Source organism: Streptomyces sp. NPDC127114 (genome assembly GCF_042677525.1).
Lineage (GTDB): Bacteria > Actinomycetota > Actinomycetes > Streptomycetales > Streptomycetaceae > Streptomyces.
Genome location: NZ_JBHXTJ010000009.1, coordinates 215,617 through 236,996 on the forward strand (window position 1 = coordinate 215,617; position 21,380 = coordinate 236,996).

Below are 21,380 nucleotides of genomic sequence, written 5' to 3' on the forward strand. Positions count from 1 at the left end.
TCAGACGGATCAGCTGTGCGTCCGGAGCAGCGTGCGCATCGTCCGCATCGCGACCGACAGGTTCGCCAGGTCGAAGGCGTCCGAGCCCTGGATCTCCTCCAGAGTGGTGCGCGCACGGCCCAGGATCGCGGCGTTCTTCTCCTCCCACGCCTTGAACCGCTGCTCCGGCGTGGAGGTGCCGTTCCCGGCCGCGAGGACGTCCGAGGTGAGCGCGGCGTGCGCGGCGAAGAGGTCCTCGCGGATGGACGCGCGGGCCATCGACTGCCAGCGGTCGGCCCGCGGCAGCTCGATGATCCGGTCCATCAGGTCGGTGATCCGCAGCCGGTCGGCCAGGTCGTAGTAGACCTCGGCGACCGCCAGCGGGTCCTTGCCCGTGCGGTCCGCGATCGCGACGATGTCGAGCGTCGGGAAGGCGGACGAGAACCCGGCCACGCGCAGCGCCAGCTCCTCCGGGACGCCGACGCCGGTCAGCTCGTCCAGGATCGACTGGTACCACTCCAGGTCCGCGCCGCGCAGCAGCTGCGGCAGCTTCTCCCAGACCTGCTCGACCCGGTCCGCGAAGAACTCGATGGTCTCGCCGATCTGGAGCGGCTGCGGCCGGTTGTTGAGCAGCCAGCGGGTGCCGCGCTCGACGAGACGGCGCGAGTGCAGTCGCATCCGGGTCTGGAACTCGGCCGCGACCTTGTTGTCGAGGGACTCGACGGCGTCCCAGACCTCGCTCAGGCGGAAGATCGCGCGGGCGGCTGTCTGCGCGCGGACGATCTCCTCGATCGACGCGCCGGACTCCTCGCGGAGGCGGTGCAGGAAGGTCGAGCCACCGGTGTTGACGGTGTCGTTGACCAGGACCGTCGTGACGATCTCCCGGCGCAGCGGGTGGTTGTCGACGGCCTCGGTGAACTTCTCGCGCAGCTGCGTCGGGAAGTACGCGTGGAGCAGCCCGCGCAGGTACGGGTCGTCCGGCAGGTCGGTGCCGATCAGCTCGTCGGCCACCGTGATCTTGGTGTACGCGAGGAGGACGGCGAGCTCCGGCTGGCTCAGGCCACGGCCGGTGTTGAGCAGCTCGCGGATCTGCCGGTCGTTGGGCAGGAACTCCAGCGAGCGGTCGAGCGCTCCGTCGCGGCCCAGGCGGCGCATGAAGCGCTGGTGGGCGTGGAGCAGGGACGGCGACTGGGCGACGGCGTTGGCCAGGGCCGTGTTCTGCGCGTAGTTGTTGCGCAGCACGAGCGAGCCGACCTCGTCCGTCATCTCGGCGAGGATCTTGTTGCGCTGCTTGACGGTCATGTCGCCCTCGGCGACCAGCCCGTTGAGCAGGATCTTGATGTTGACCTCGTGGTCGGAGGTGTCCACGCCGGCGCTGTTGTCGATGGCGTCGGTGTTGACCTTGCCGCCCTCGCCCTCGGGTCCGCCGGAGCGGGCGAACTCGATGCGGCCCAGCTGGGTCGCGCCGAGGTTGCCGCCCTCGCCGATGACCTTGGCGCGGACGTCCTGGCCGTCGACGCGGATGGCGTCGTTGGCCTTGTCGCCGACGTCCGCGTGGGACTCGACGGAGGACTTCACGTACGTGCCGATGCCGCCGTTCCACAACAGCTCGACGGGCGACTGCAGGATCGCCTTCATCAGCTCGGCCGGGGTCATCTTGGTGACGCCGGCCTCGATGCCGAGGGCCGCGCGCATCTGCGCGTTGACCGGGATCGACTTGGCGGTACGCGGGTGGATGCCGCCGCCGGCCGAGAGGAGCTCGGTGTTGTAGTCGGCCCAGGACGAGCGGGGCAGGTCGAACAGCCGGCGGCGCTCGGCGTACGAGGTGGCCGCGTCCGGGTTCGGGTCGATGAAGATGTGGCGGTGGTCGAAGGCCGCGACGAGCCGGATGTGCTCGGAGAGCAGCATGCCGTTGCCGAAGACGTCGCCGGACATGTCGCCGACGCCGACGACGGTGAAGTCCTGGGTCTGGGTGTCGTGGCCCAGCTCGCGGAAGTGCCGCTTGACCGACTCCCAGGCACCGCGGGCGGTGATGCCCATGCCCTTGTGGTCGTAGCCGGCCGAGCCGCCGGAGGCGAAGGCGTCGCCCAGCCAGAAGCCGTACGACTCCGCGACGCCGTTGGCGATGTCGGAGAAGGTCGCGGTGCCCTTGTCGGCGGCGACGACCAGGTAGGTGTCGTCCTCGTCGTGGCGGACCACGTCGACCGGGGGCACGACCTCGCCGGCGACCAGGTTGTCGGTGATGTCGAGGAGCGCCGAGATGAAGGTCTTGTACGAGGCGACGCCCTCGGCCAGCCACGCGTCACGGTCGAGCGCCGGGTCCGGGAGCTGCTTGGCGACGAAGCCGCCCTTGGCGCCGACCGGCACGATGACGGTGTTCTTCACCATCTGCGCCTTGACCAGCCCGAGGATCTCGGTACGGAAGTCCTCGCGACGGTCGGACCAGCGCAGACCGCCTCGGGCGACCTTGCCGAAGCGCAGGTGGACGCCCTCGACGCGCGGCGAGTACACCCAGATCTCGAAGGCGGGGCGCGGGGCCGGCAGGTCGGGGATGGCCTGCGGGTCGAACTTCATCGACACGTACGGGTGCCGCTTGCCGTCCGCCGTCTTCTGGAAGAAGTTGGTCCGGAGGGTCGCCTTGATGACGGTGAGGAAGGAGCGCAGGATGCGGTCCTCGTCGAGGGAGGCGACCTGGTCGAGGGCGCCGTCCAGCTCCTCCAGGAGGCCGTCGATCAGCTCGGTGCCGGCGCGCTGGCGCTCCGGGGCCATCCGGGCCTCGAAGAGGTTGACCAGCAGCCGGGTGGTGTGGACGTTGTTGCGGAGGGTGTCCTCCATGTAGTCCTGGCTGAACGTCGAACCGGCCTGGCGCAGGTACTTCGCGTAGGCGCGCAGCACCATCGCCTCGCGCCAGGTGAGCCCGGCGGACAGGACGAGCGAGTTGAAGTTGTCGTTCTCGGCCTCGCCGGTCCAGGTGGCGGAGAAGGCCTCCTGGAAGCGCTCGCGGGCGTCGTCGCCGAGGTAGTCGCCGCCGTTGCCCGCCGGCAGCGGCATCCGCAGGCCGAAGTCGTAGATCCAGGCGTGGGTGCGGTCGGCGCAGCGCAGCTCGTACGGGCGCTCGTCGGTGACCTCGACGCCGAGCCGGTTGAGGACCGGGAGCACGGCGGACAGCGAGATCTGCTCGCCCGTCTTGTAGATCTTGAAGCGGCGCTCGCCGGTGCCGGAGGCGACCGGCTCGTAGAGGGAGAGCGCGAAGTCCTTGCCGCTGCCGGCCAGGGCCTCCAGGTGGCACAGGTCGGAGACGGCGGCGCGCGGCGAGTGGTCGGCCTTGTAGCCCTCGGGGAAGGCGTTGCCGTAGCGGCGGAGCAGCTCGGCGGCGCGCTCCTCGCCCAGCTCGGCGTTGAGCGCCTCGGCGAAGCCGTCGGCCCAGGAGCGGGCGGCGTCGGCCAGCCGGGACTCGATGCGGTCGACGTCGGCCTCGGTCAGCTTGCTGAGCGCGGTGCCGGGCTCGACGCGGATGACGAAGTGCAGCCGGGAGAGGATCGACTCGGTGTTCCAGGCCGTGAAGTCGACGCTGGTGCCGTTCAGTTCCTCCTTGAGGAGGTCGATGATCCGCAGCCGGACGCGCGTGGTGTAGCGGTCGCGCGGCAGGTAGACGAGCGCCGAGTAGTAGCGGCCGTACTCGTCCTGGCGCAGGTAGAGCCGCAGGCGCCGCCGCTCCTGGAGGTACAGGACGCTGGTGACGATGGACTGCAGCTCGTCGACCGGGGTCTGGAAGAGCTCGTCGCGCGGGTAGGTCTCCAGGATCTGGAGCAGGTCGCGGCCGTCGTGGCTGCTCGGCGAGAAGCCGGCGCCCTCGAGGACCTCCTGGACCTTGCGCTTGACGACGGGGACGCGGCGCACGGACTCGGTGTAGGCGGCCGAGGAGAAGAGTCCGAGGAACCGGCGCTCGCCGATGACGTTGCCCTCGGCGTCGAACTTCTTGACGCCGACGTAGTCGAGGTACGAGGGCCGGTGCACGGTCGCGCGGCTGTTGGCCTTCGTGAGGATCAGCAGCTTGTGCTCGCGCGCCTTGGCCCGGGCGTCGGCGGGCAGCCGGCTGAAGGACGGCGAGACCGGGTGGGCGTGGTGGTCGTCGCCGCTGTGGTGCGGGTCGGAGCGCAGGATGCCGAGGCCGGTGCCGGGCACGGCGGCCAGGGCGTCACCGTTGACCAGCTCGTACTCGCGGTAGCCGAGGAAGGTGAAGTGGTCGTCGGCGAGCCAGCGCAGCAGCTCGCGGGCCTCCTCGACCTCGGTGGGCCGCAGGTCGGAGGCGGTGGGCTCGTCGGCCAGGCCGTCGGCGATGCGCAGCGCGGCGTCGCGCATCTTCTCCCAGTCCTCGACGGCCTCGCGGACGTCGGACAGGACGCGCAGCAGGTCGGCGGTGATCTGCTTGAGGTCGGCCTTGTCGGTCTCGCGGTCGATCTCGACGTGGATCCACGACTCGTTGAGCGCGTCGTGCGGCAGCTCGTCCTTGGGCAGCTGCTTGGCGAGGACCTCGATGAGCTTGCCGGTCACGTCACGGCGGACGAGGACCTGCGGGTGGATGACGACGTGGATGCCGCGCCCCTGGCGGGACAGCTCGTTCGTCACGGAGTCGACGAGGAAGGGCATGTCGTCGGTGACGACCTCGACGACGGAGTGGCTGCAGGTCCAGCCGTTCTCCTCCACCGTCGGGGTGTGGACGCGGACGTTCGCGGTGCCCTGCGGGCGGTTCTCCGCCAGCCGGTAGTGCGAGAGCGCGGCGCCGAAGACGTCCACGGGATCGCGGTCGGTGAGGTCCTCGGGCGCGGTGTGCAGGTAGTAGCGCTGGAGGTAGTCGAGCACGGTCGCGTGGTCCGGACGCTTCCCGTTGTCCGGCCCTGTCGGAAGTCGCCCCCCGACCGGGCTGTTCTCAGCTACCCGGGCGGCCCGATCGAGCAGCTCGGCCTTGGCTTCGTCCAGCTTGGTCTGCATGTCCTCTGACTCCTGTCGCGCGCCGTTGCGTGACGTCGGTGGAAGAAAGGACACAACGCCACGACGCGGTGGTACCGGTCGGAAGAGACGTTATGCCGCGATGAGAGATGACCGGGTGCTTCTCGGCCACCCGGCGGGAATCGGCGTACGCACTCTCGGTCCGGCCGCCACTGCGGACCGGACGGAAGCCGGGGGCTGCGCTGCCCCCTCGGCGTATCGCGCTGATCACGTTAGAAGCCTATCGCTGTTGCCCCCCCGGCCGTCATGAGCCTTATGTGTACAAAAGCGGGGCGGGAAGTTTGACACTGTGGACAGCGACGAATGTTTCCCCGGGGCACACACCGACATCAGGGTTCTGACGGATCTGGGAGTCGCCATGGCGAAGATCTTGATCGTGACCGGAGACGCGGCGGAGTCGCTGGAGGTGTTGTACCCGTACCAGCGGCTTCTCGAAGAGGGGTACGAGGTCGACATCGCGGCCCCGTCCCGCAAGCAGCTCCGCTTCGTGGTCCACGACTTCGAGCCCGGCTACGACACGTACACGGAGAAGCCCGGCTACACCTGGCCCGCCGACCTGGCCTTCTCGGAGGTCGACCCCGGCGAGTACGTGGCGGTCGTCATCCCGGGCGGCCGCGCCCCCGAGTACCTGCGCAACGACCCGGAACTCCGCAAGATCCTCAAGTCCTTCTTCGACGCCGACAAGCCGGTCGCCCAGATCTGCCACGGCCCGCTCCTCACCGCCGCCCTGGGCTCCCTGGAGGGCCGCCGCGTGACGGCGTACCCGGCCCTCGAACTCGACATGCAGGCAGCGGGCGCGACCTTCCAGGACACGGAGGCCGTGATCGACGGCCGCCTGGTCTCGTCGAGGGCCTGGCCGGACCACCCGAGCTGGATGAGGGAGTTCCTGAAGGTCCTGAGGGAGGCGAAGGCGTAGGGGCGGGGGAGGCTGGGGGTCGGGACGCGGCGGGTCGGCCGAGGCGCCGGGGGCGCGAGGCCGGCCGGGCTTGCCGCAGCGCCGGAGAACGCGGCGGGGCGGGGCTTACGCCCGGCCCTGACCTGCACTGCCCTACGCCCGGCCCACCCTGCCTTCGAGGTCCGCCTAGACCAGCTCGTCCGCGACGGCGACCGCCTCGGCGAGCGAGTCGACGACCGGCACGCCCACCCGCTCGAGTGAGGCCCGGCTGTGGGAGCCGCCGGTGTAGAGCACCGCCTTCGCGCCGACGTGGGCCGCCGCCACCGCGTCGTCGGCCGCGTCGCCGATGACCACGATCCGCTCCGCCGGGATGTTCTCCAGCGCGGCCAGGTGCCGCACCATGTGCCCGGACTTGCCGTCCGTGGAGTTCCCGACCCTCCCGTCCATCCGGACGAAGTGCTCGGCGATCCCGTGCCGCCGCACGAGCGGTATCAGCTCGGCGTGCGGCGCCAGCGAGAGCAGCGACTGCGTGGACCCGGACGCCCGGCGCGCCGCCAGCAGCTCCGCCGCGCCCACGGTGAGCCCGCAGCCGTCGGCCCGCTGCCAGTAGTGGCGGTGGAAGGCGTCGTCCATGACGAGCCATTCCTCCTCGGTGGGAAGCCGCCCCATCAGGCGTTCGTAGAACTTCGGCACCGGCACCGTGTACAGCTCGCGGTACCGCTCGAGGGTGATCGCTTCGAGCCCGAGCTCGGCGAACGCCGCGTTGGTGGCGCCGATGACCGCGCCGATGTCGTCGAGCAGAGTGCCGTTCCAGTCCCAGACCAGATGCTTCGCGTGCTTCCCCATGGGAAGCCACGGTACCGGCCGGGACGGTGCGGTCCGGCCCGGTCCGGCCGGCCCGGACCTCAGCCGAGCAGCGCGGGGATCTCCTGCACGCCGTACCAGAGCAGCTCGTGGTCCTCGGCCCCGTCGACGACGAACTGGGCGTCGTCGTCGCCCTGGTCCGCCGCGCCGAGCGCGTCCGCGGCGGCCGAGACGTCCGCCTCGGCGTCGTCGGCGTCGGCGTGCACGGCCGCGGCCTTCGCCAACGGCACGGCGGCGGCGATCCGCACCTCGCCGAGGGAGCTCGGGTCGAGGCCGCGGTCGGGGTCCACGACGGCGTCCTTGTCGGGTACGTCGACGGCGACGACGACCCGGCGGCGCGCGGCCTCGGGGTCACCCGCGAGCAGGCGGAGCGAGGCGGCGGCGGCGCGGTTGAGGGCGGCGTACTCCAGCTCCTCGATGTCGTCGGAGACGTACCACTCGCGCAGGGCGGGGGTGACGGCGTAGGCGGTGAGCGGTCCGGGACCAAGCTCGCCCGCCTTGTGCGCCTGTGCGAGACCGGGAAGGGTCAGGGGTACGTACACGCGCATGGCTGGCCGCTTTCGTAGTCGGAGACGCCCTCAGGATACGTGCGGAGCTCCGGCAGGGGACCCCGGCCCGGGCCCGTCACGGCTCCCGTCGCCCGCCCTCCGCATCCTCGGGCCTGCCCCGGCGTCCCCCTGATAGGTGAATCACACTGCGCGCCCTGCGGATACCGAGCGCCACTTGCCGGTTCGGCGGGCGACCCCGTACAAGATCCCCGACGGAAGTTACCGACTGGTACGAGCCGGTGACTCAACGCGACGAACGGGGACCCGCATGACCACCCACCCACGCACCGCACCACGCCGCCCGTCCGGCCCGTCCGGCCCCGCCGGCACCCACCCGCGCGGCCGCGCCGGAGCGGCACCGCGCCGTCTGCTCCCGCCGCACGTCATGTTCGCGGAGCGGCTGCTCGCGGTCCTGACCGGGGAGCGGCCGGTGCACTGGATGCTCGGCCACACCATCGGCGAGGCGTACGAGCAGCTCGTCCAGCTCGCCCCGGCCACCCCGCTCCGCTCCCCCGGCCCCCGCCCGGTCCTGCGCCGCTGCACGGCCCACCTGCCGGGGCATGACGCGGCGGTCGAAGCCTTCGCGACCATCGCCACGGGCGACCGGGTCCGCGCCATGGCCTTCCGCCTCGAACGCGGCCCGGACCACCGCTGGCGCTGCGCGGCCGTAGAACTCGACGGCCTCCCGCCGGGCCCGCGACCGGGCCTGTCGCGCCCGTAGGGCAACCGGGGCACCCGGGGCAGGTTTCCGGACCACCGGAAGGATGAATGAGTCCTGCCTGGAGAGGGCGGAAGACGGACCGGCCGGCAAAGGGAGCCCCCTCTTGGGCCCTCCCGCCCGCAAGCCGCGCCGGCCCCCGATTCGGCCCGCGGCCGCGAACCGCGGCGAACCCGAGGCGGGGCCAGGGGGGCCAGTCAGAGCCCGGGGAGCGGGGCTGGGGACCCGGAATCGGGCGGGCGCCGGCCCGGGCCGGGCCGGGGCCGGAGGCCCGGAAAGGCCGGGCCTCGGAGGGCCTGGCGGGCCTGGCGGGCCGGGCGGGCCGGGCGGCCGGGCGGGCCGGGCGGGCTGGGGCCGCCCTGGGGCCCAGCAATGCCCCGGTCCACCCGGCCGCCCGGCAAAGCTCACGCCGTATCGACGCCACGGCCGGACGGCGGGGCACCCGCCCGGCGTGCTTAGGGCGGGACCGGGCGCCCCCTCACACACAAGGGGCCGGTCGCCCAAGCAACCGGCCCCTTTCCGCGTGCGCGCTCCGCGCGCTCCGCGTGTTACTTCTTGCGGCGGCGGCCGCCCGCGTTCTTCTGGGCCTTACGGCGCTCCGCGCGCGTCATGCCGTCGCCCGCGTCAGCCGCGCCGCCGTCGGAGACGAAGTCGCCCTCGACGACCGAGCCGTCACCGTCGACCTTCGGCGCGGAGAAGTGCAGGCGGTCCGGACGCTGCGGGGCGTCGAGGCCCTTCGCGCGGATCTCCGGGCGGCCGTTCGCGCCCGCCGGGACCGCGTCCTTCTCCAGGGACGGGGCCGCGTCCTGCACCGGGACCTCCTCGACCTGCTGCTCGACCTGGACCTCCAGATTGAACAGGTAGCCGACGGACTCCTCCTTGATGCCCTCCATCATCGCGGTGAACATGTCGAAGCCCTCGCGCTGGTACTCGACCAGCGGGTCCTTCTGCGCCATCGCGCGCAGGCCGATGCCCTCCTGGAGGTAGTCCATCTCGTAGAGGTGCTCACGCCACTTGCGGTCGAGGACCGACAGGACCACGCGCCGCTCCAGCTCACGCATGATGTCCGAGCCGAGCTGCTTCTCGCGGGCGTCGTACTGCTCGTGGATGTCGTTCTTGATGGACTCGGCGATGAACTCGGCGGTGATGCCCGCCCGGTCGCCCGCCGCGTCCTCCAGCTCCTCCACGGTGACCTTCACCGGGTAGAGCTGCTTGAACGCGCTCCACAGCCGGTCCAGGTCCCACTCCTCCGCGAAGCCCTCGGCGGTCTCCTGGCGGATGTAGTCGTCGATCGTGTCGTCCATGAAGTGGCGGATCTGCTCGTGCAGGTCCTCACCCTCCAGGACGCGGCGGCGCTCGCCGTAGATGACCTCGCGCTGCCGGTTGAGGACCTCGTCGTACTTCAGGACGTTCTTGCGGGTCTCGAAGTTCTGGCTCTCGACCTGGCCCTGCGCGGAGGCGATGGCGCGGGTGACCATCTTGTTCTCGATCGGCACGTCGTCCGGCACGTTCGCCATCGCCATCACGCGCTCGACCATCGCCGCCTTGAACAGGCGCATCAGGTCGTCGCCGAGCGACAGGTAGAAGCGGGACTCGCCGGGGTCGCCCTGACGGCCGGAACGGCCGCGGAGCTGGTTGTCGATACGGCGGGACTCGTGGCGCTCGGTGCCCAGGACGTACAGTCCGCCGAGCTCCTTGACCTCCTCGAACTCCGCCTTCACGGCCTTCTCGGCACGCTCCAGGGCGCCCGGCAGCGCCGCGGCCCACTCCTCGACGTGCTCGACCGGGTCGAGGCCCGCCTGGCGCAGCTCCGCCTCGGCGAGGTCGTCGGGGTTGCCGCCGAGCTTGATGTCCGTACCACGGCCGGCCATGTTCGTGGCGACGGTGACGGCGCCCTTGCGGCCCGCCTGCGCGACGATCGCGGCCTCGCGCTCGTGGTGCTTGGCGTTGAGCACCTCGTGCGGCACACCGCGCTTGCTGAGCTGCTGCGACAGGTACTCGGACTTCTCGACCGAGGTGGTGCCGACGAGGACCGGCTGGCCCTTCTCGTGCTTCTCCGCGATGTCGTCGACGACGGCGGCGAACTTGGCGACCTCGGTCCGGTAGATCAGGTCCGGCTGGTCCTTGCGCTGCATGGGCTTGTTCGTCGGGATCGGCACGACGCCCAGCTTGTAGATCTGGTGGAACTCGGCCGCCTCGGTCATGGCCGTACCGGTCATGCCGGAGAGCTTGTCGTAGAGGCGGAAGAAGTTCTGGAGGGTGATCGTGGCGAGCGTCTGGTTCTCGTCCTTGATCGGCACGCCTTCCTTGGCCTCGATGGCCTGGTGCATGCCTTCGTTGTAGCGACGGCCGGCGAGGATACGGCCGGTGTGCTCGTCGACGATCATGACCTCGCCGTCGATGACGACGTAGTCCTTGTCCTTCTTGAACAGTTCCTTCGCCTTGATGGCGTTGTTCAGGTAACCGACGAGCGGCGTGTTGACCGACTCGTACAGGTTGTCGATGCCCAGCCAGTCCTCGACCTTGGCGACGCCGGACTCGTGGATGCCGACGGTGCGCTTCTTCTCGTCGACCTCGTAGTCGCCGGTCTCCTCGATGCCCTTGAGCTGGTTGCCGGGCTCGCCCTTGGTGAGGCGGGTGACCAGCTTCGCGAAGTCGCCGTACCACTTGGTGGCCTGGTCGGCCGGGCCGGAGATGATCAGCGGCGTACGGGCCTCGTCGACGAGGATCGAGTCGACCTCGTCGACGCACGCGTAGTTGTGGCCGCGCTGGACGAGCTCGTCCTTGGACCACGCCATGTTGTCGCGCAGGTAGTCGAAGCCGAACTCGTTGTTCGTGCCGTACGTGATGTCGCAGGCGTACTGCTCGCGGCGCTGGGCCGGCGTCATGTTGGCGAGGATGCAGCCGACCGTCAGGCCGAGGAAGCGGTGGACCCGGCCCATCATCTCGGAGTCGCGCTCGGCCAGGTAGTCGTTCACCGTGATCAGGTGCACGCCCTTGCCGGACAGCGCGTTCAGGTACGCGGGGAGCGTGCCGACGAGGGTCTTGCCCTCACCGGTCTTCATCTCGGCCACGTAGCCGAGGTGGAGCGCGGCGCCACCCATGATCTGCACGTCGTAGTGGCGCTGGCCCAGGACGCGCTTGGCGGCCTCACGGACCGTGGCGAACGCCTCGGGAAGCAGGTCGTCCAGGCTCTCGCCGTCCGCGTACCGCTGCTTGTACTCGTCCGTGAGCGCCCGCAACTCGGCGTCGGAGAGGTTGACGAAATCCTCTTCGATGGAGTTGACCTGGTCCGCGATGCGGTGCAGTTTGCGCAGGATCTTGCCTTCGCCTGCACGCATGAGCTTGTTGAAGACGGACACTGAGGCTGGTCTCCTTGCCGGTCGGGCCTGGCACTGGGTCTTGTCATGACTCGGGCGCGGGCACGGCAGGTGGTCCCCACCGCAACGGCCATCGTAAGCGAGACCGCCCTCGTGGAGGGAGGCCCGCAGTGCCGGAGCGGTGCGGCCGCGGTGCCGAGGGCCCCGCTGCCGCCCGTGACACCTCGCTCAAGAGAGAACGCTCGAGGGTGCCGGAAGGTGCCGCCCTCTCCCGAAAAGTGTTCGCATCGGCCCGGGCGGGTCACCAGAATTCCGTCATGGAGCCCGTCACCCTCACCACCGACCGCCTGCGCCTGCGCCCGTTCACCTCCGGGGACGTGGACGCCGTGACCGCCGCCTGTCAGGACCCCGCGATCCAGCGCTGGACCCAGGTCCCCTCCCCGTACACCCGCGCGGACGCGGACTTCTTCGTGAACCGCCTCGTGCCGCAGGGCTGGCGCGAGGACGGGGAGTACGGCTTCGCCGTCGAGCCGCTGGAGGGCGGCCCGCTGGTGGCCGCCGCCGGTCTGCACGCCAAGGGCCCGGGCGTCCGGGAGGTCGGCTTCTGGCTGGTCAGGGAGCACCGCGGCCACGGCTACATGACGGAGGTCGTCGACGCCCTCGCCCGCTGGGCCTTCACCTCCCTCGGCGTCCACCGGCTGGTGTGGCGCGCAGAGATCGGCAACACGCCGTCGCGGGCGGTCGCCGAGCGGGCCGGTTTCACCTTGGAGGGTGTCGAGCGGGCAGGTCTGACCAACAAGGGCACGGTCCGCGACGCCTGGGTCGCCTCCCTGCTCCCGTCCGACCTCGGCCTCCCCTCGCCGCTCCCCTACCTCCCGGCGAAGGCCGACGCGGAGGCCTGAGCGGCCGTACGGGGCCCGGCCGCGGGTGCCTTCGGAGGACCGGCCGAAACCCCGGCGCGTTGTCAGTGGCGCCGTCTAGGGTCGGGATCATGACGACCGCCCCGCGCCCCGCAGCCGAACTGTCCGCCGACGACGCCCGCCGGATCGCCCTGCGGGCCCAGGGCTTCCTCGGCGCGCCCGACCGGCGGGCCGGTGTCCGGGGGGTCCTGCGTCACCTCGGCCAGGTCCAGCTGGACACCATCTCGGTCCTGGCCCGCTCGCACGAGCTGATTCCTTACGCGCGCCTCGGCGCGGTGGGCCGCCGGACCGTCGAGGACGCGTACTGGACCGAAGGTCACGCCTTCGAGTACTGGTCGCACGCCGCCTGCATCCTGCCCGTCGAGGAGTGGCCGCTCTTCGCCTTCCGCCGCCGTGCCTACCGCGACCGCCCGCACTGGTCCCACGAGCTGTCGGAGGGTGCGTACGAGGCGGTGATCGCCCAGCTCAGGAGCGAGGGCCCGCAGACCGCGACCGAGCTCGGCGGCGCCAAGAACAAGGGCGAGTGGTGGGACTGGTCGGATTCGAAGATCGCCGTCGAGCGGGCGCTGATGTACGGCGAGGTGGTGGTCACCGAGCGGCGCGGCTGGAAGCGGGTGTACGACCTGGCCGAGCGGGCGATCCCGGACGCGCTGCTGCACGACGACATGGACGACACGGAGTGTCTGCGCCGGCTCGTACGGCAGGCGGGCGAGGCCCTCGGCGTCGGCACCCGCGCGGACATCGCCGACTACCACCGGATCAAGGGCGAGGCCTTCGACGCGGTGGTGGCCGACTCGGGTCTGGTGCCGGTGACGGTGGCGGGCTGGGGCAAGCCGGCCTGGGCCGACCCGGCGGCGCTGGCGACCGAGCCGCGCGGCCGGCACCGTACGACGCTGCTCTCGCCGTTCGACTCGCTGATCTGGGAGCGGCCCCGCACCGAGCGGATCTTCGGCTTCACGCACCGCCTGGAGGCCTACGTGCCGAAGCAGAAGCGGGTGTACGGGTACTTCGCGATGCCCGTCCTGGCCGGCGGCCGTCTGGTGGGCCGCGTGGACCCGGCGCGGGACGGCCGGACCCTGGTCGCCCGGCAGGTCACGCTGGACGGCCCCAAGGCGGTGCCCGCGGTGGCCCAGGCCCTGCGCGAGGCCGCGGAGTGGGTGGGCTGCGACGCGGTGGCGGTGGAGCGCGTCGACGCTCCGGAACTGGCGCCCGATCTGGTCAAGGCCCTCGGCTAGGCGGCCGAGGTCAGCGGATCTCGAGGATCTTCTCCCGCATCGCGTAGACCACCGCCTCCATCCGGGAGTGCAGCTGCAGTTTCTCCAGGATGTTGCGCACGTGGTTCTTCACCGTGTTCTCGGAGATGAACAGCTCCTTGGCGATGTCCCGGTTGTTCATCCCCGTCGCGACGAGCTTCAGCACCTCCAGCTCGCGGTCGGTCAGCCGCGGCGCGGGCACCAGCCTGCGCTCGTCGGTGCGCTGGATCATCGACTTGAACTCGGTGAGCAGCTTCGACGCCATCGACGGGCTGATCTGCGACTGGCCGTCGGCGACGGCCCGGATCGCGGTGGCGACCTCGTCGGTGGAGATCTCCTTCAGGAGGTAGCCGGTCGCGCCCGCCTTGATCGCGTCGTAGAGGTCGGCCTCCTCGTCGCTGATCGTCAGCATGATGATCTTCGCGCTGGGGGCGACCTCCTTGATGGAGGTGCAGGCCTCGATTCCGCCCCGCTTCGGCATCCGGACGTCCATCAGGACGATGTCGGGCAGGAGATCGGCCGCTTTGTCGACGGCTTCGGCGCCGTCACCCGCCTCGCCGACGACCTGGATGTCCTCTTCCTGAGCGAGGACGATCTCCAGACCGCGGCGGAAAAGGGCGTGATCGTCCACGACAAGGACCCGGATGGGCTCGTCTCTTGACGTGCCGTTGGCCGAATCCATTCCCTCCGGGTTCATCGTGCCGTCGAGCCCTCGCCCGCTGTGCACCGGCCCGAAGCCGTCCGCCATCGTTCCTCCCCCTGAAGGCCGTGGCCTGAAGTCGTGTACTGGTTTCGCTATAGGCCCCAACCGCTGCTCGGGGAGCACCGGTTGGCGTGCACGCCATGATTTCATGCCCCGGCGCCCGCGCGGGGATCCCGTGGTGGCACACGGGCGCACAGGGGTGCCCCTGGGAGCGCGCGGGGCGCTTCAGGGGCACCGTGTCATGGTCCTCGGCCGGGGTACGGCCCCGGGGCGTCAGCCGCCGAGCGCGCCGCCCGCGCCGCCACCCTGGGCGAGCGGGTCGGTCTCGAGGTGGATGACGCCGTAGTCGTACGCGTGTCGCCGGTAGACGACGCTCGGCTGCTTGGTGTCGGAGTCGACGAAGAGATAGAAGTCGTGCCCGACCAGCTCCATTTCGTAGAGCGCCTGCTCGAGGGTCATCGGGGCGGCCGTGTGGGTCTTCTCCCGGACCACCAGCGGTCCCTCGCCCTGGACTTCGATCGAACCCATCATCCTGGTGGGCACGCCCTCGCCCTCGTCGGCGACCAGCTGGCCACTGCCGTTGATCTGGGCGGCGCCGTGCACCACGTCGCCCACCTCGGCGGCCGACAGCCTGCCGGCGCCACGTCGGGTGAAGCGCTTGTCGTGCTGCTTGCGCAGTCGCGCCTCGAGCTTGCCGTGAGCGAGGTCGAGCGCTGCGTACGGGTCGCCCGCGGCGGCTTCCGCCCGGATCACCGGGCCTCGGGAATGGACGGTGATCTCGACGCGGTCGGACCGGTCGGCCTGCCGCGGATTGGTCTCCTTGGACACCTCGACGTCGAGGCTGATCACCTTGGCGTCAAGCTTCTGGATCTTCTCCAGGTTCAGCTTCTCGGCCACGTGCTTCCGGAACCGCTCGGGCACCTCGGTCTTGCGGCCCTTGACGACGATGTCCACGCAGAACTCCGTTCCCGGATCGCTCGGTCCGGCTCCTTGGCCGGCGAGCTTCTCCCTTTGCACCAGACTCCGGCGATTACCGGAGTCTCGGACTTGGCGACCTGACCTCCTCCTCCCCAGCCGACAAGCTCCCCACCCCACCAACCCGAGGTTAATTCGCCCTGAACTCCTGTCCTGTAGGCGCACCCGTGCATTCGGTGAGGCCGTGGCATTCGCCATTCCTCACAACCGAACATAGCTCGTTCGGACGGGTGTCGGCACCCGCTGGAGCCAGTTACCTCCGTTCGGGTGTTTTCACCTCTCACCACCTGCAACGATGCAACTTCTCGGAGAGTTCCTGTTTATTTCGAACGAGGACGGAGAAGATGCGATCACCGCAGCCGTCGGCCGTTCGAAAAGCCCTTCCGTCACGCCTCCCTTCGGGGCCGCCGCTAATCCGGGAAACATGAACGACGGATGTACGCCGCCGGCGCCCGAACCCGTCGCCGCAGCCTCCGCCGTGAGCGCCTCCGCGACCGCTCGCGCCGCCTCAGCGAGCGACGCACCGGTGGTCATCAGGTCGTCCACGAGCACCACACGACCGCCCGCCCGCACGGCCTCGCCCAGCAGCCGTCCGCCGCCCGGGGCCACCGCCAGGGCCCCCGCCAGGTTCGCGAGCCTTCCCCGCGCCCCCAGCCCCGACTGGTCCGCCACCGCCCGGCGCTGCCGCAGCACCGGAAGCACCCGCGCCGCCCGGCCCGTACGCCGCAGCCGCCCGGCCGCCGCCAGCGCGATCCGCCGTGTCGGATCATGGCCACGCGCCCGCACGGAGCGCCGCGAGGACGGCACCGGTACGAGGAGCAGCGAACCGCTCCCGCCCGCGCCCAGGCCCCCGGCGGCGGCCGTCACGGCCCCGGCAAGCGCCGCGCCCAGAGGAGCGGCGAGCGGCAGTGCGCCGCGCTCCTTGTGGGCGAGGAGCAGCGCCCGCGCCCCGCCCTCGTACGCCGCCGCCGCGTACACATCAGGCAGTCCCCGAGGCTCCGGCGACGGCCGCACACGGCACGGCCCGGTCCCGGTCAGCTCGGCCTCGCACGACGGGCACAGCGCCGTACGGGGTCTCCCGCAGCCTCCGCAGGAGACCGGCAGCACCAGCCCGGCGACCTCTCGCCACCACCCCCGCATGGCTCCACTGTCCTCCACGCAGGGCCCTCCGGCCACCCCTGTGGACAACCGCCTGTGGACAACTTCCGGGGGAGGACCCTTTGCGGACGAACGACCGGAGCCGACCGGCCCCGCCGATCGTCGCGATCGACGACAGGAGCAGGCGCGGACCGCCGTCGGACGGCTCAGCCCGGGTAGACCGGCGAGCCGCCCTCCTTGACGACGGGCTGCCAGTTCGCGCCGGGCGCGAGTCGCACGATGCCGTCGTTGCCGGAGTCCGCGACCACCGGAGCCTGCTCGCCGTGCGGCGCGGCCACCGCGTCGACGCCGTTCAGGCCCGGCAGCACCGACGTGGCCGAGGTCGAGCCGTCCGTCTGCACGTACCGCACCTGCTGCACGCCACCGGCCTCCGTGCCGACCACGACGAGCCGGCTCGGCCCCGCCCACGACACGGCCGTGACGGACTCCAGGCGCGGCGCCGCGTTCTCCAGGTCCGTGACGGCGACGTGCTGCCGGCCCTCGACGAAGGTCCGCTCGACCCGTCCGATCTGCAGGGTGGTGCGGTCGCCCTTCGTGACGAGCAGCGCGATGCGCACACCGTCGGCGGAGACCCGCAGCGACTCGACGCGCGCGCCGTCCCGCAGCCAGGGCGTGCTGACCTCGATCCGCTCGCCCTGGCCGCCGGGCACCATCCACAGGCGCGGCTTGAGCCGGTTGCGGTCGGCCACCCACAGGTCGCCGCGGCCGTCCCAGCTCGGCGCCGACAGCCGGTCCTCGGGCCTGAGCCCGGCACTGGTGACGACCGGCGCCGGCAGTTCCTCGTCGGTGGTGATCGAACCGACCCGCAGCTCCCGTCCCTCCTGCAGGACCGCCGCCGCGTGGCTCTCCTCGCGGTCCACCGCGACGGACCGCAGCGCGACCACGCCCTTCCCGAACGGGCCGGGCACCTCGGCCGGCTTGTCGGGCTGCCGGCCGTCGACCGACAGCATCATCAGCTTGCCGTGCTCGTCGACGAAGTACGGGTTCTCACCCCGGCCCGGGTTCCGGACCGGCGAGAACTCGTCGCGCGCCTGCCCCTTGCCGAGCAGGCACAGCCGCTCGCCCTTGCTGCCCTGGATCTCGACCTGCTCGACCCGCACCGACGTCAGGTCGCCCAGGGTGAACAGCAGCTGCGCCGCCATGCCCTTGCAGGCGAGTGCGCTCACGTGGTTGGCCTTGGCGTTGAGCGGCACCTTCAGCGTCGACTGGTCGTCCGTCGTGAGCGTGGTGACGCCTTCGCGCAGCTCCGTCCCGGACGGGAAGCGCGAGTCGACGGCGGGCTCCAGCCAGCCCGTCGGGCCCTCCAGGAGCGCCTTGACGGTCTGCGTCACCGGGTCCATGCGGGTGACCGGGTCCTGCCGCTGCCGGATGTAGACGGGGTCGGCGACCACCCAGTTCTCGCCGGAGGCGAAGTAGTACTTGTTGACGGAGCGGTAGTTGCGCAGGAAGTCCGCCTCGCCGAGCACCAGGCCCTTCGGCAGGTTGTCGATGCGCCATTCCTTGCCCTTGCCGTCCGCGGAGGGCTGCTGGACGACGTGGATCGACTGGTTGTACTCGGCGGGCGCCTTCGGCTGGTACGCGTGGCTCGCGTCGACCGTCGCGATCTGCCGCCCGGACAGCGGATAGGTCCGCCCCTTGTTCTCCGGATCGGCCATGCGGTCGGCCTGGTCGCGGCCCGGCGCGTTGGTGAGCACCGTGATGCTCTCCTCCGGCTTCCACGTCCGCGCGGCCTGCCGCGTCAGGTACTTGCGCGCCGTGGCGAAGCCGGGGTCGTCACTCGTCATGGCCTCGAGGAAGCCGTCGACGATCTCGTCGGGATCGGCGTTCTCACGGGGCGCCACGGCGTACACGCGCACCTGCGAGTCACCCGGGTTGGACGCCTTCACGGTCTGTACGTCACCGCTGTCCGGCATGGTCGCGCACCCGGCCACCAGCAGCGAACCGCACGCCGCGAGGACCACGCCGCGCACCGGCCTTCCCCGCCCCAGGGTCTCCCGCTTCCCTCGAAGGTCAGCGCCCACCAGTACCGTCCTCCCGCTCCGCGCGCGTCGACGCCATCGCCTCACCACCCTCACCGTCGCCGCCCCCGGCCCCGGTGCTCCCCGCCTGCTCCGAGGGGCGGGCCACCACGCGCGCGCCACTGCCCGGCAGCGCCGTCGGATCCACCGTGGCCCGCGGCGCCGGCGGCATCCGCGGCGGTACGGGCAGGGCCGGGCGGTCCCCGGCCGGCTGCACGGGCACCGCGGAAAGCCGCGCCCCGGCACCGGCTGCGCCGCCGGCGGAGCCCGTACCGGAGGCCGTGCCCCGGCCCGGGCCCGATCCGGTCGCCGCGCCGGCCGCCGCCTGCTCGCGGTTGCGCCGCGAGTCCTCCGGCTCCAGCGGGATCGGGGAGCCGCGCAGCGGCTCGTCCGCCGTCCGCGGCAGGGTCAGCCGGAACTGGGAACCGCCGCCCGCCTCGCCCCACGCCTGGAGCCAGCCGCCGTGCAGCCGCGCGTCCTCCACCGCGATGGACAGGCCGAGGCCCGTACCGCCGGTGGTACGCGCGCGTGCCGGGTCGGCACGCCAGAACCGGTTGAACACCCGGGTCGCCTCGCCCGGCTTGAGGCCCACGCCGTAGTCGCGTACGGCGACGGCGACGGCCCCGCCCGCGGCGGCCAGCTTCACGATGACGTCCCGGCCCTCGCCGTGCTCGACGGCGTTCACGACCAGGTTGCGCAGCACCCGCTCGACCCGGCGGGCGTCCGCCTCGGCCACCACCGGCTGCTCGTCGCCGACGACGACGATCCGGCTGCCCTTGCGCTCGGCCAGCGGCTCGGCGCCGCCGATCACCCGCCGTACCACCTCACGCAGGTCTATCGGCGCGGCCTCCAGCGCGGCGGCGCCCGCGTCGAACCGGCTGATCTCCAGCAGGTCCGACAGCAGCGACTCGAAACGGTCGAGCTGGTCGCCCAGCAGCTCGGCGGAACGCGCCGTCACCGGGTCGAAGTCGGCCCGCGCGTCATGGATGACGTCGGCCGCCATCCGTACGGTCGTCAGCGGGGTGCGCAGCTCGTGCGAGACGTCCGAGACGAACCGCCGCTGCATCCTCGACAGGTCCTCCAACTGCTGGATCTTCAGCTGGAGGTTCTGCGCCATCTTGTTGAAGGCCTCGCCGAGGCGCGCGATGTCGTCCTCGCCGGTGACCTTCATCCGCTCCTGGAGCTTGCCGACGGAAAGCCGCTCGGCGACCCCCGCGGCCATCCGCACCGGCGTGACGACCTGGCGCACCACCAGCCAGGCGATCGCGCCCAGCAGCACCACGACGAACAGTCCTGCCGTGGCGAGGGTGCCCTTGACCAGGGCGAGGGAGTCCTCCTCCTGCGTCAGCGGGAAGAGGTAGTACAGCTCGTACGGGGTGCCGTCGGCGTCGTTGAGCCGCTTGCCGATCACCAGGCCCGGCTCGGAGGCCTTGCCGCTGGTGTAGTGGATCCGCGCGAACTTCTGAAAGGTGCTGGTGCCCTGCGCGACGTTGTGCCGCAGGTCGGCGGGGATGCTGGTGGTCGGGTCGACCTCGCCGGACGCGCGGGCGCCGCGGCTGGCCGTGTCCCCCGTCTCCAGGGACAGCGCGACCACGTTGTAGGCGCTCTGGCCGCCGCTGGCGAGCTGCTCGACCAGCGTCGAGCGCCAGTTCACCGACGCGCCGGTGCGGCCGCCGTCCTGCTCGCCCGGCGCGGACGGCGTGGTCGCCGCCCGGTCCTGGGCGGCCGAGAACCCGCCGGCCGCCTGGCTCTGCGCGGCCTTCTCCTTGGCGTCGAGCAGACCGTTGCGCACCTGGCCGATGACGACCAGGCCGAGGAGCAGCACGACTCCGAGGGACATGAGCAGGGTGCCCGCGACGACGCGCACCTGCAGGTTGCGCCGCCACAGCCGTACGGCGGGCAGCAGCGGACGGCGCACCCAGCGCACGACGAGCCGGAACACGGGCCCGCCCGGAGTCCCGTCCTGGAACAGACGGCCGAAACGCGAGCCCCCCCGCCCCGGTCCGGCAGCCCGCCCCGTACGGACCCGCGAGTCCCCGGCCTTCGGAGCAGTACTGCCTGCGCTCATGTCAGCTCGGCCCCGCCTTGTAACCGACACCGCGGACGGTCACCACGATCTCCGGGCGCTCCGGGTCCTTCTCGACCTTCGAGCGCAGTCGCTGCACGTGCACGTTCACCAGACGGGTGTCGGCCGCGTGGCGGTAGCCCCAGACCTGCTCCAGGAGCACCTCGCGCGTGAACACCTGCCACGGCTTGCGGGCGAGCGCGACGAGCAGGTCGAACTCCAGCGGCGTCAGGGCGATGGACTGCCCGTCCCGCTTCACGGAGTGACCGGCCACGTCGATGACCAGGTCCCCGATGGCCAGCTGCTCGGGCGCCGGCTCCTCCGACCTCCGCAGCCGCGCCCGGATACGGGCGACGAGCTCCTTCGGCTTGAACGGCTTCACGATGTAGTCGTCGGCGCCGGACTCCAGTCCGACCACGACGTCGACGGTGTCGCTCTTGGCCGTGAGCATGACGATCGGCACACCGGACTCGGCCCTGATGAGCCGGCACACCTCGATGCCGTCCCGCCCGGGCAGCATCAGGTCGAGCAGCACCAGGTCCGGCTTGGCCTCCCGGAACGCCGCGAGCGCCTTGTCGCCGTCAGAGACGAACGACGGCTCGAACCCTTCACCTCGCAGCACGATCCCGAGCATCTCGGCCAGTGCGGTGTCGTCATCGACGACAAGAACGCGTCCCTTCATATCGACATCATCCCATTTCCGTATCAGTCTCAAGGCGGCTGGTGAGATACCTCACTGACCTGCGGTGACGCCCGTGTGTGCCCGCCGTGAACCGCCGGTGTCTGTGGGTGTCGATGTCAGACATGGATGTCAGCCTCGTGCCCCCCGTGGTCGCCCAGAACCGTACCCCGAGCTACCCGCTACGGCCTATGGGAAGACTGGCTCAATCAATCCCCCACCCAGCCCGCCCGACTCCCGACCGGACGTTGTCAGCGGAGACACCTAGCATCCGG

General features: G+C 71.3%; 14 protein-coding genes. 4 read left to right on the forward strand and 10 right to left on the reverse strand.

Translation table 11 applies throughout. The features are described 5' to 3' along the window. Positions 1 to 9: 9 nt before the first annotated feature. Positions 10 to 4,971 carry an NAD-glutamate dehydrogenase gene (locus ACFVGS_RS12860; RefSeq protein WP_385692484.1) on the reverse strand — a complete coding sequence of 1,654 codons (4,962 nt, stop codon included), beginning with the start codon at positions 4,969 to 4,971 and terminating at the stop codon, positions 10 to 12. A gap of 376 nt (positions 4,972 to 5,347) precedes the next feature. On the opposite strand from ACFVGS_RS12860, the gene ACFVGS_RS12865 reads away from it, so the two are divergent. Then, the gene (locus tag ACFVGS_RS12865; RefSeq protein WP_384421400.1) at positions 5,348 to 5,905 is read left to right on the forward strand and encodes a DJ-1/PfpI family protein; all 558 of its coding nucleotides are present in this window, start codon (positions 5,348 to 5,350) and stop codon (positions 5,903 to 5,905) included. Between the two features lie 165 nt (positions 5,906 to 6,070). Here ACFVGS_RS12865 and ACFVGS_RS12870 read toward each other — a convergent pair whose 3' ends face one another. Beyond that, the gene (locus tag ACFVGS_RS12870) at positions 6,071 to 6,730 is read right to left on the reverse strand and encodes an HAD family hydrolase (RefSeq protein WP_385692485.1); all 660 of its coding nucleotides are present in this window, start codon (positions 6,728 to 6,730) and stop codon (positions 6,071 to 6,073) included. Between the two features lie 59 nt (positions 6,731 to 6,789). After that, entirely contained in the window at positions 6,790 to 7,296 is a 507-nt protein-coding gene (locus tag ACFVGS_RS12875) for a DUF6912 family protein (RefSeq protein WP_384421404.1), read from the reverse strand. Between the two features lie 268 nt (positions 7,297 to 7,564). Between ACFVGS_RS12875 and ACFVGS_RS12880 the strand changes: the two genes are divergently transcribed. Next, positions 7,565 to 8,017, forward strand: a complete 453-nt coding sequence (locus ACFVGS_RS12880; RefSeq protein WP_385692486.1) for an Rv3235 family protein — start codon at positions 7,565 to 7,567, stop codon at positions 8,015 to 8,017. Positions 8,018 to 8,562: 545 nt separating this feature from the next. On the opposite strand, the gene secA is transcribed toward ACFVGS_RS12880, so the two are convergent. Further along, the gene (gene secA / locus ACFVGS_RS12885) at positions 8,563 to 11,376 is read right to left on the reverse strand and encodes a preprotein translocase subunit SecA (RefSeq protein ID WP_384421408.1); all 2,814 of its coding nucleotides are present in this window, start codon (positions 11,374 to 11,376) and stop codon (positions 8,563 to 8,565) included. A gap of 275 nt (positions 11,377 to 11,651) precedes the next feature. Here secA and ACFVGS_RS12890 point away from each other — a divergent pair, with 275 nt between their 5' ends. Both ACFVGS_RS12890 and ACFVGS_RS12895 read left to right on the forward strand, forming a co-directional pair. Then, positions 11,652 to 12,236 carry a GNAT family N-acetyltransferase gene (locus ACFVGS_RS12890; protein WP_385692487.1) on the forward strand — a complete coding sequence of 195 codons (585 nt, stop codon included), beginning with the start codon at positions 11,652 to 11,654 and terminating at the stop codon, positions 12,234 to 12,236. A gap of 89 nt (positions 12,237 to 12,325) precedes the next feature. After that, positions 12,326 to 13,489, forward strand: a complete 1,164-nt coding sequence (locus tag ACFVGS_RS12895; protein WP_384421412.1) for a winged helix-turn-helix domain-containing protein — start codon at positions 12,326 to 12,328, stop codon at positions 13,487 to 13,489. A 10-nt stretch (positions 13,490 to 13,499) separates the two neighbouring features. Here the strand turns inward: ACFVGS_RS12895 and ACFVGS_RS12900 are convergent, their stop codons facing one another. The 6 genes from ACFVGS_RS12900 to mtrA form a co-directional block, all read right to left on the reverse strand. Next, positions 13,500 to 14,255 (reverse strand): response regulator, encoded by a 756-nt coding sequence (locus ACFVGS_RS12900; RefSeq protein ID WP_384421414.1) that lies wholly within the window; start codon positions 14,253 to 14,255, stop codon positions 13,500 to 13,502. 228 nt (positions 14,256 to 14,483) lie between these two features. Then, positions 14,484 to 15,164 (reverse strand): ribosome hibernation-promoting factor, HPF/YfiA family, encoded by a 681-nt coding sequence (gene hpf, locus ACFVGS_RS12905; protein ID WP_384421416.1) that lies wholly within the window; start codon positions 15,162 to 15,164, stop codon positions 14,484 to 14,486. Between the two features lie 294 nt (positions 15,165 to 15,458). After that, positions 15,459 to 16,325, reverse strand: coding sequence for a ComF family protein (locus tag ACFVGS_RS12910; RefSeq protein ID WP_385692488.1), 867 nt, complete (start codon positions 16,323 to 16,325; stop codon positions 15,459 to 15,461). Positions 16,326 to 16,489: 164 nt separating this feature from the next. Next, a complete protein-coding gene (locus ACFVGS_RS12915) occupies positions 16,490 to 18,256 on the reverse strand; it encodes an LpqB family beta-propeller domain-containing protein (RefSeq protein ID WP_385692498.1) in 1,767 nt (588 codons plus the stop codon). A gap of 97 nt (positions 18,257 to 18,353) precedes the next feature. After that, positions 18,354 to 20,429, reverse strand: coding sequence for an MtrAB system histidine kinase MtrB (gene mtrB / locus ACFVGS_RS12920; protein WP_385692489.1), 2,076 nt, complete (start codon positions 20,427 to 20,429; stop codon positions 18,354 to 18,356). Position 20,430: 1 nt separating this feature from the next. Next, positions 20,431 to 21,108: a two-component system response regulator MtrA gene (gene mtrA / locus ACFVGS_RS12925; protein ID WP_030250475.1), complete on the reverse strand. Its 678-nt coding sequence runs from the start codon at positions 21,106 to 21,108 to the stop codon at positions 20,431 to 20,433. Positions 21,109 to 21,380: the final 272 nt, after the last annotated feature.

Bases quoted from the DNA above. Each gene is read 5' to 3' on its own strand.
- ACFVGS_RS12860 (WP_385692484.1), bottom strand. From the start codon at position 4,971: ATGCAGACCAAGCTGGACGAAGCCAAGGCCGAGCTGCTCGATCGGGCC.
- ACFVGS_RS12865 (WP_384421400.1), top strand. From the start codon at position 5,348: ATGGCGAAGATCTTGATCGTGACCGGAGACGCGGCGGAGTCGCTGGAG.
- ACFVGS_RS12870 (WP_385692485.1), bottom strand. From the start codon at position 6,730: ATGGGGAAGCACGCGAAGCATCTGGTCTGGGACTGGAACGGCACTCTG.
- ACFVGS_RS12875 (WP_384421404.1), bottom strand. From the start codon at position 7,296: ATGCGCGTGTACGTACCCCTGACCCTTCCCGGTCTCGCACAGGCGCAC.
- ACFVGS_RS12880 (WP_385692486.1), top strand. From the start codon at position 7,565: ATGACCACCCACCCACGCACCGCACCACGCCGCCCGTCCGGCCCGTCC.
- ACFVGS_RS12890 (WP_385692487.1), top strand. From the start codon at position 11,652: ATGGAGCCCGTCACCCTCACCACCGACCGCCTGCGCCTGCGCCCGTTC.
- ACFVGS_RS12895 (WP_384421412.1), top strand. From the start codon at position 12,326: ATGACGACCGCCCCGCGCCCCGCAGCCGAACTGTCCGCCGACGACGCC.
- ACFVGS_RS12900 (WP_384421414.1), bottom strand. From the start codon at position 14,255: ATGGCGGACGGCTTCGGGCCGGTGCACAGCGGGCGAGGGCTCGACGGC.
- ACFVGS_RS12910 (WP_385692488.1), bottom strand. From the start codon at position 16,325: ATGCGGGGGTGGTGGCGAGAGGTCGCCGGGCTGGTGCTGCCGGTCTCC.
- ACFVGS_RS12915 (WP_385692498.1), bottom strand. From the start codon at position 18,256: ATGCCGGACAGCGGTGACGTACAGACCGTGAAGGCGTCCAACCCGGGT.
- mtrB (WP_385692489.1), bottom strand. From the start codon at position 20,429: ATGAGCGCAGGCAGTACTGCTCCGAAGGCCGGGGACTCGCGGGTCCGT.
- mtrA (WP_030250475.1), bottom strand. From the start codon at position 21,108: ATGAAGGGACGCGTTCTTGTCGTCGATGACGACACCGCACTGGCCGAG.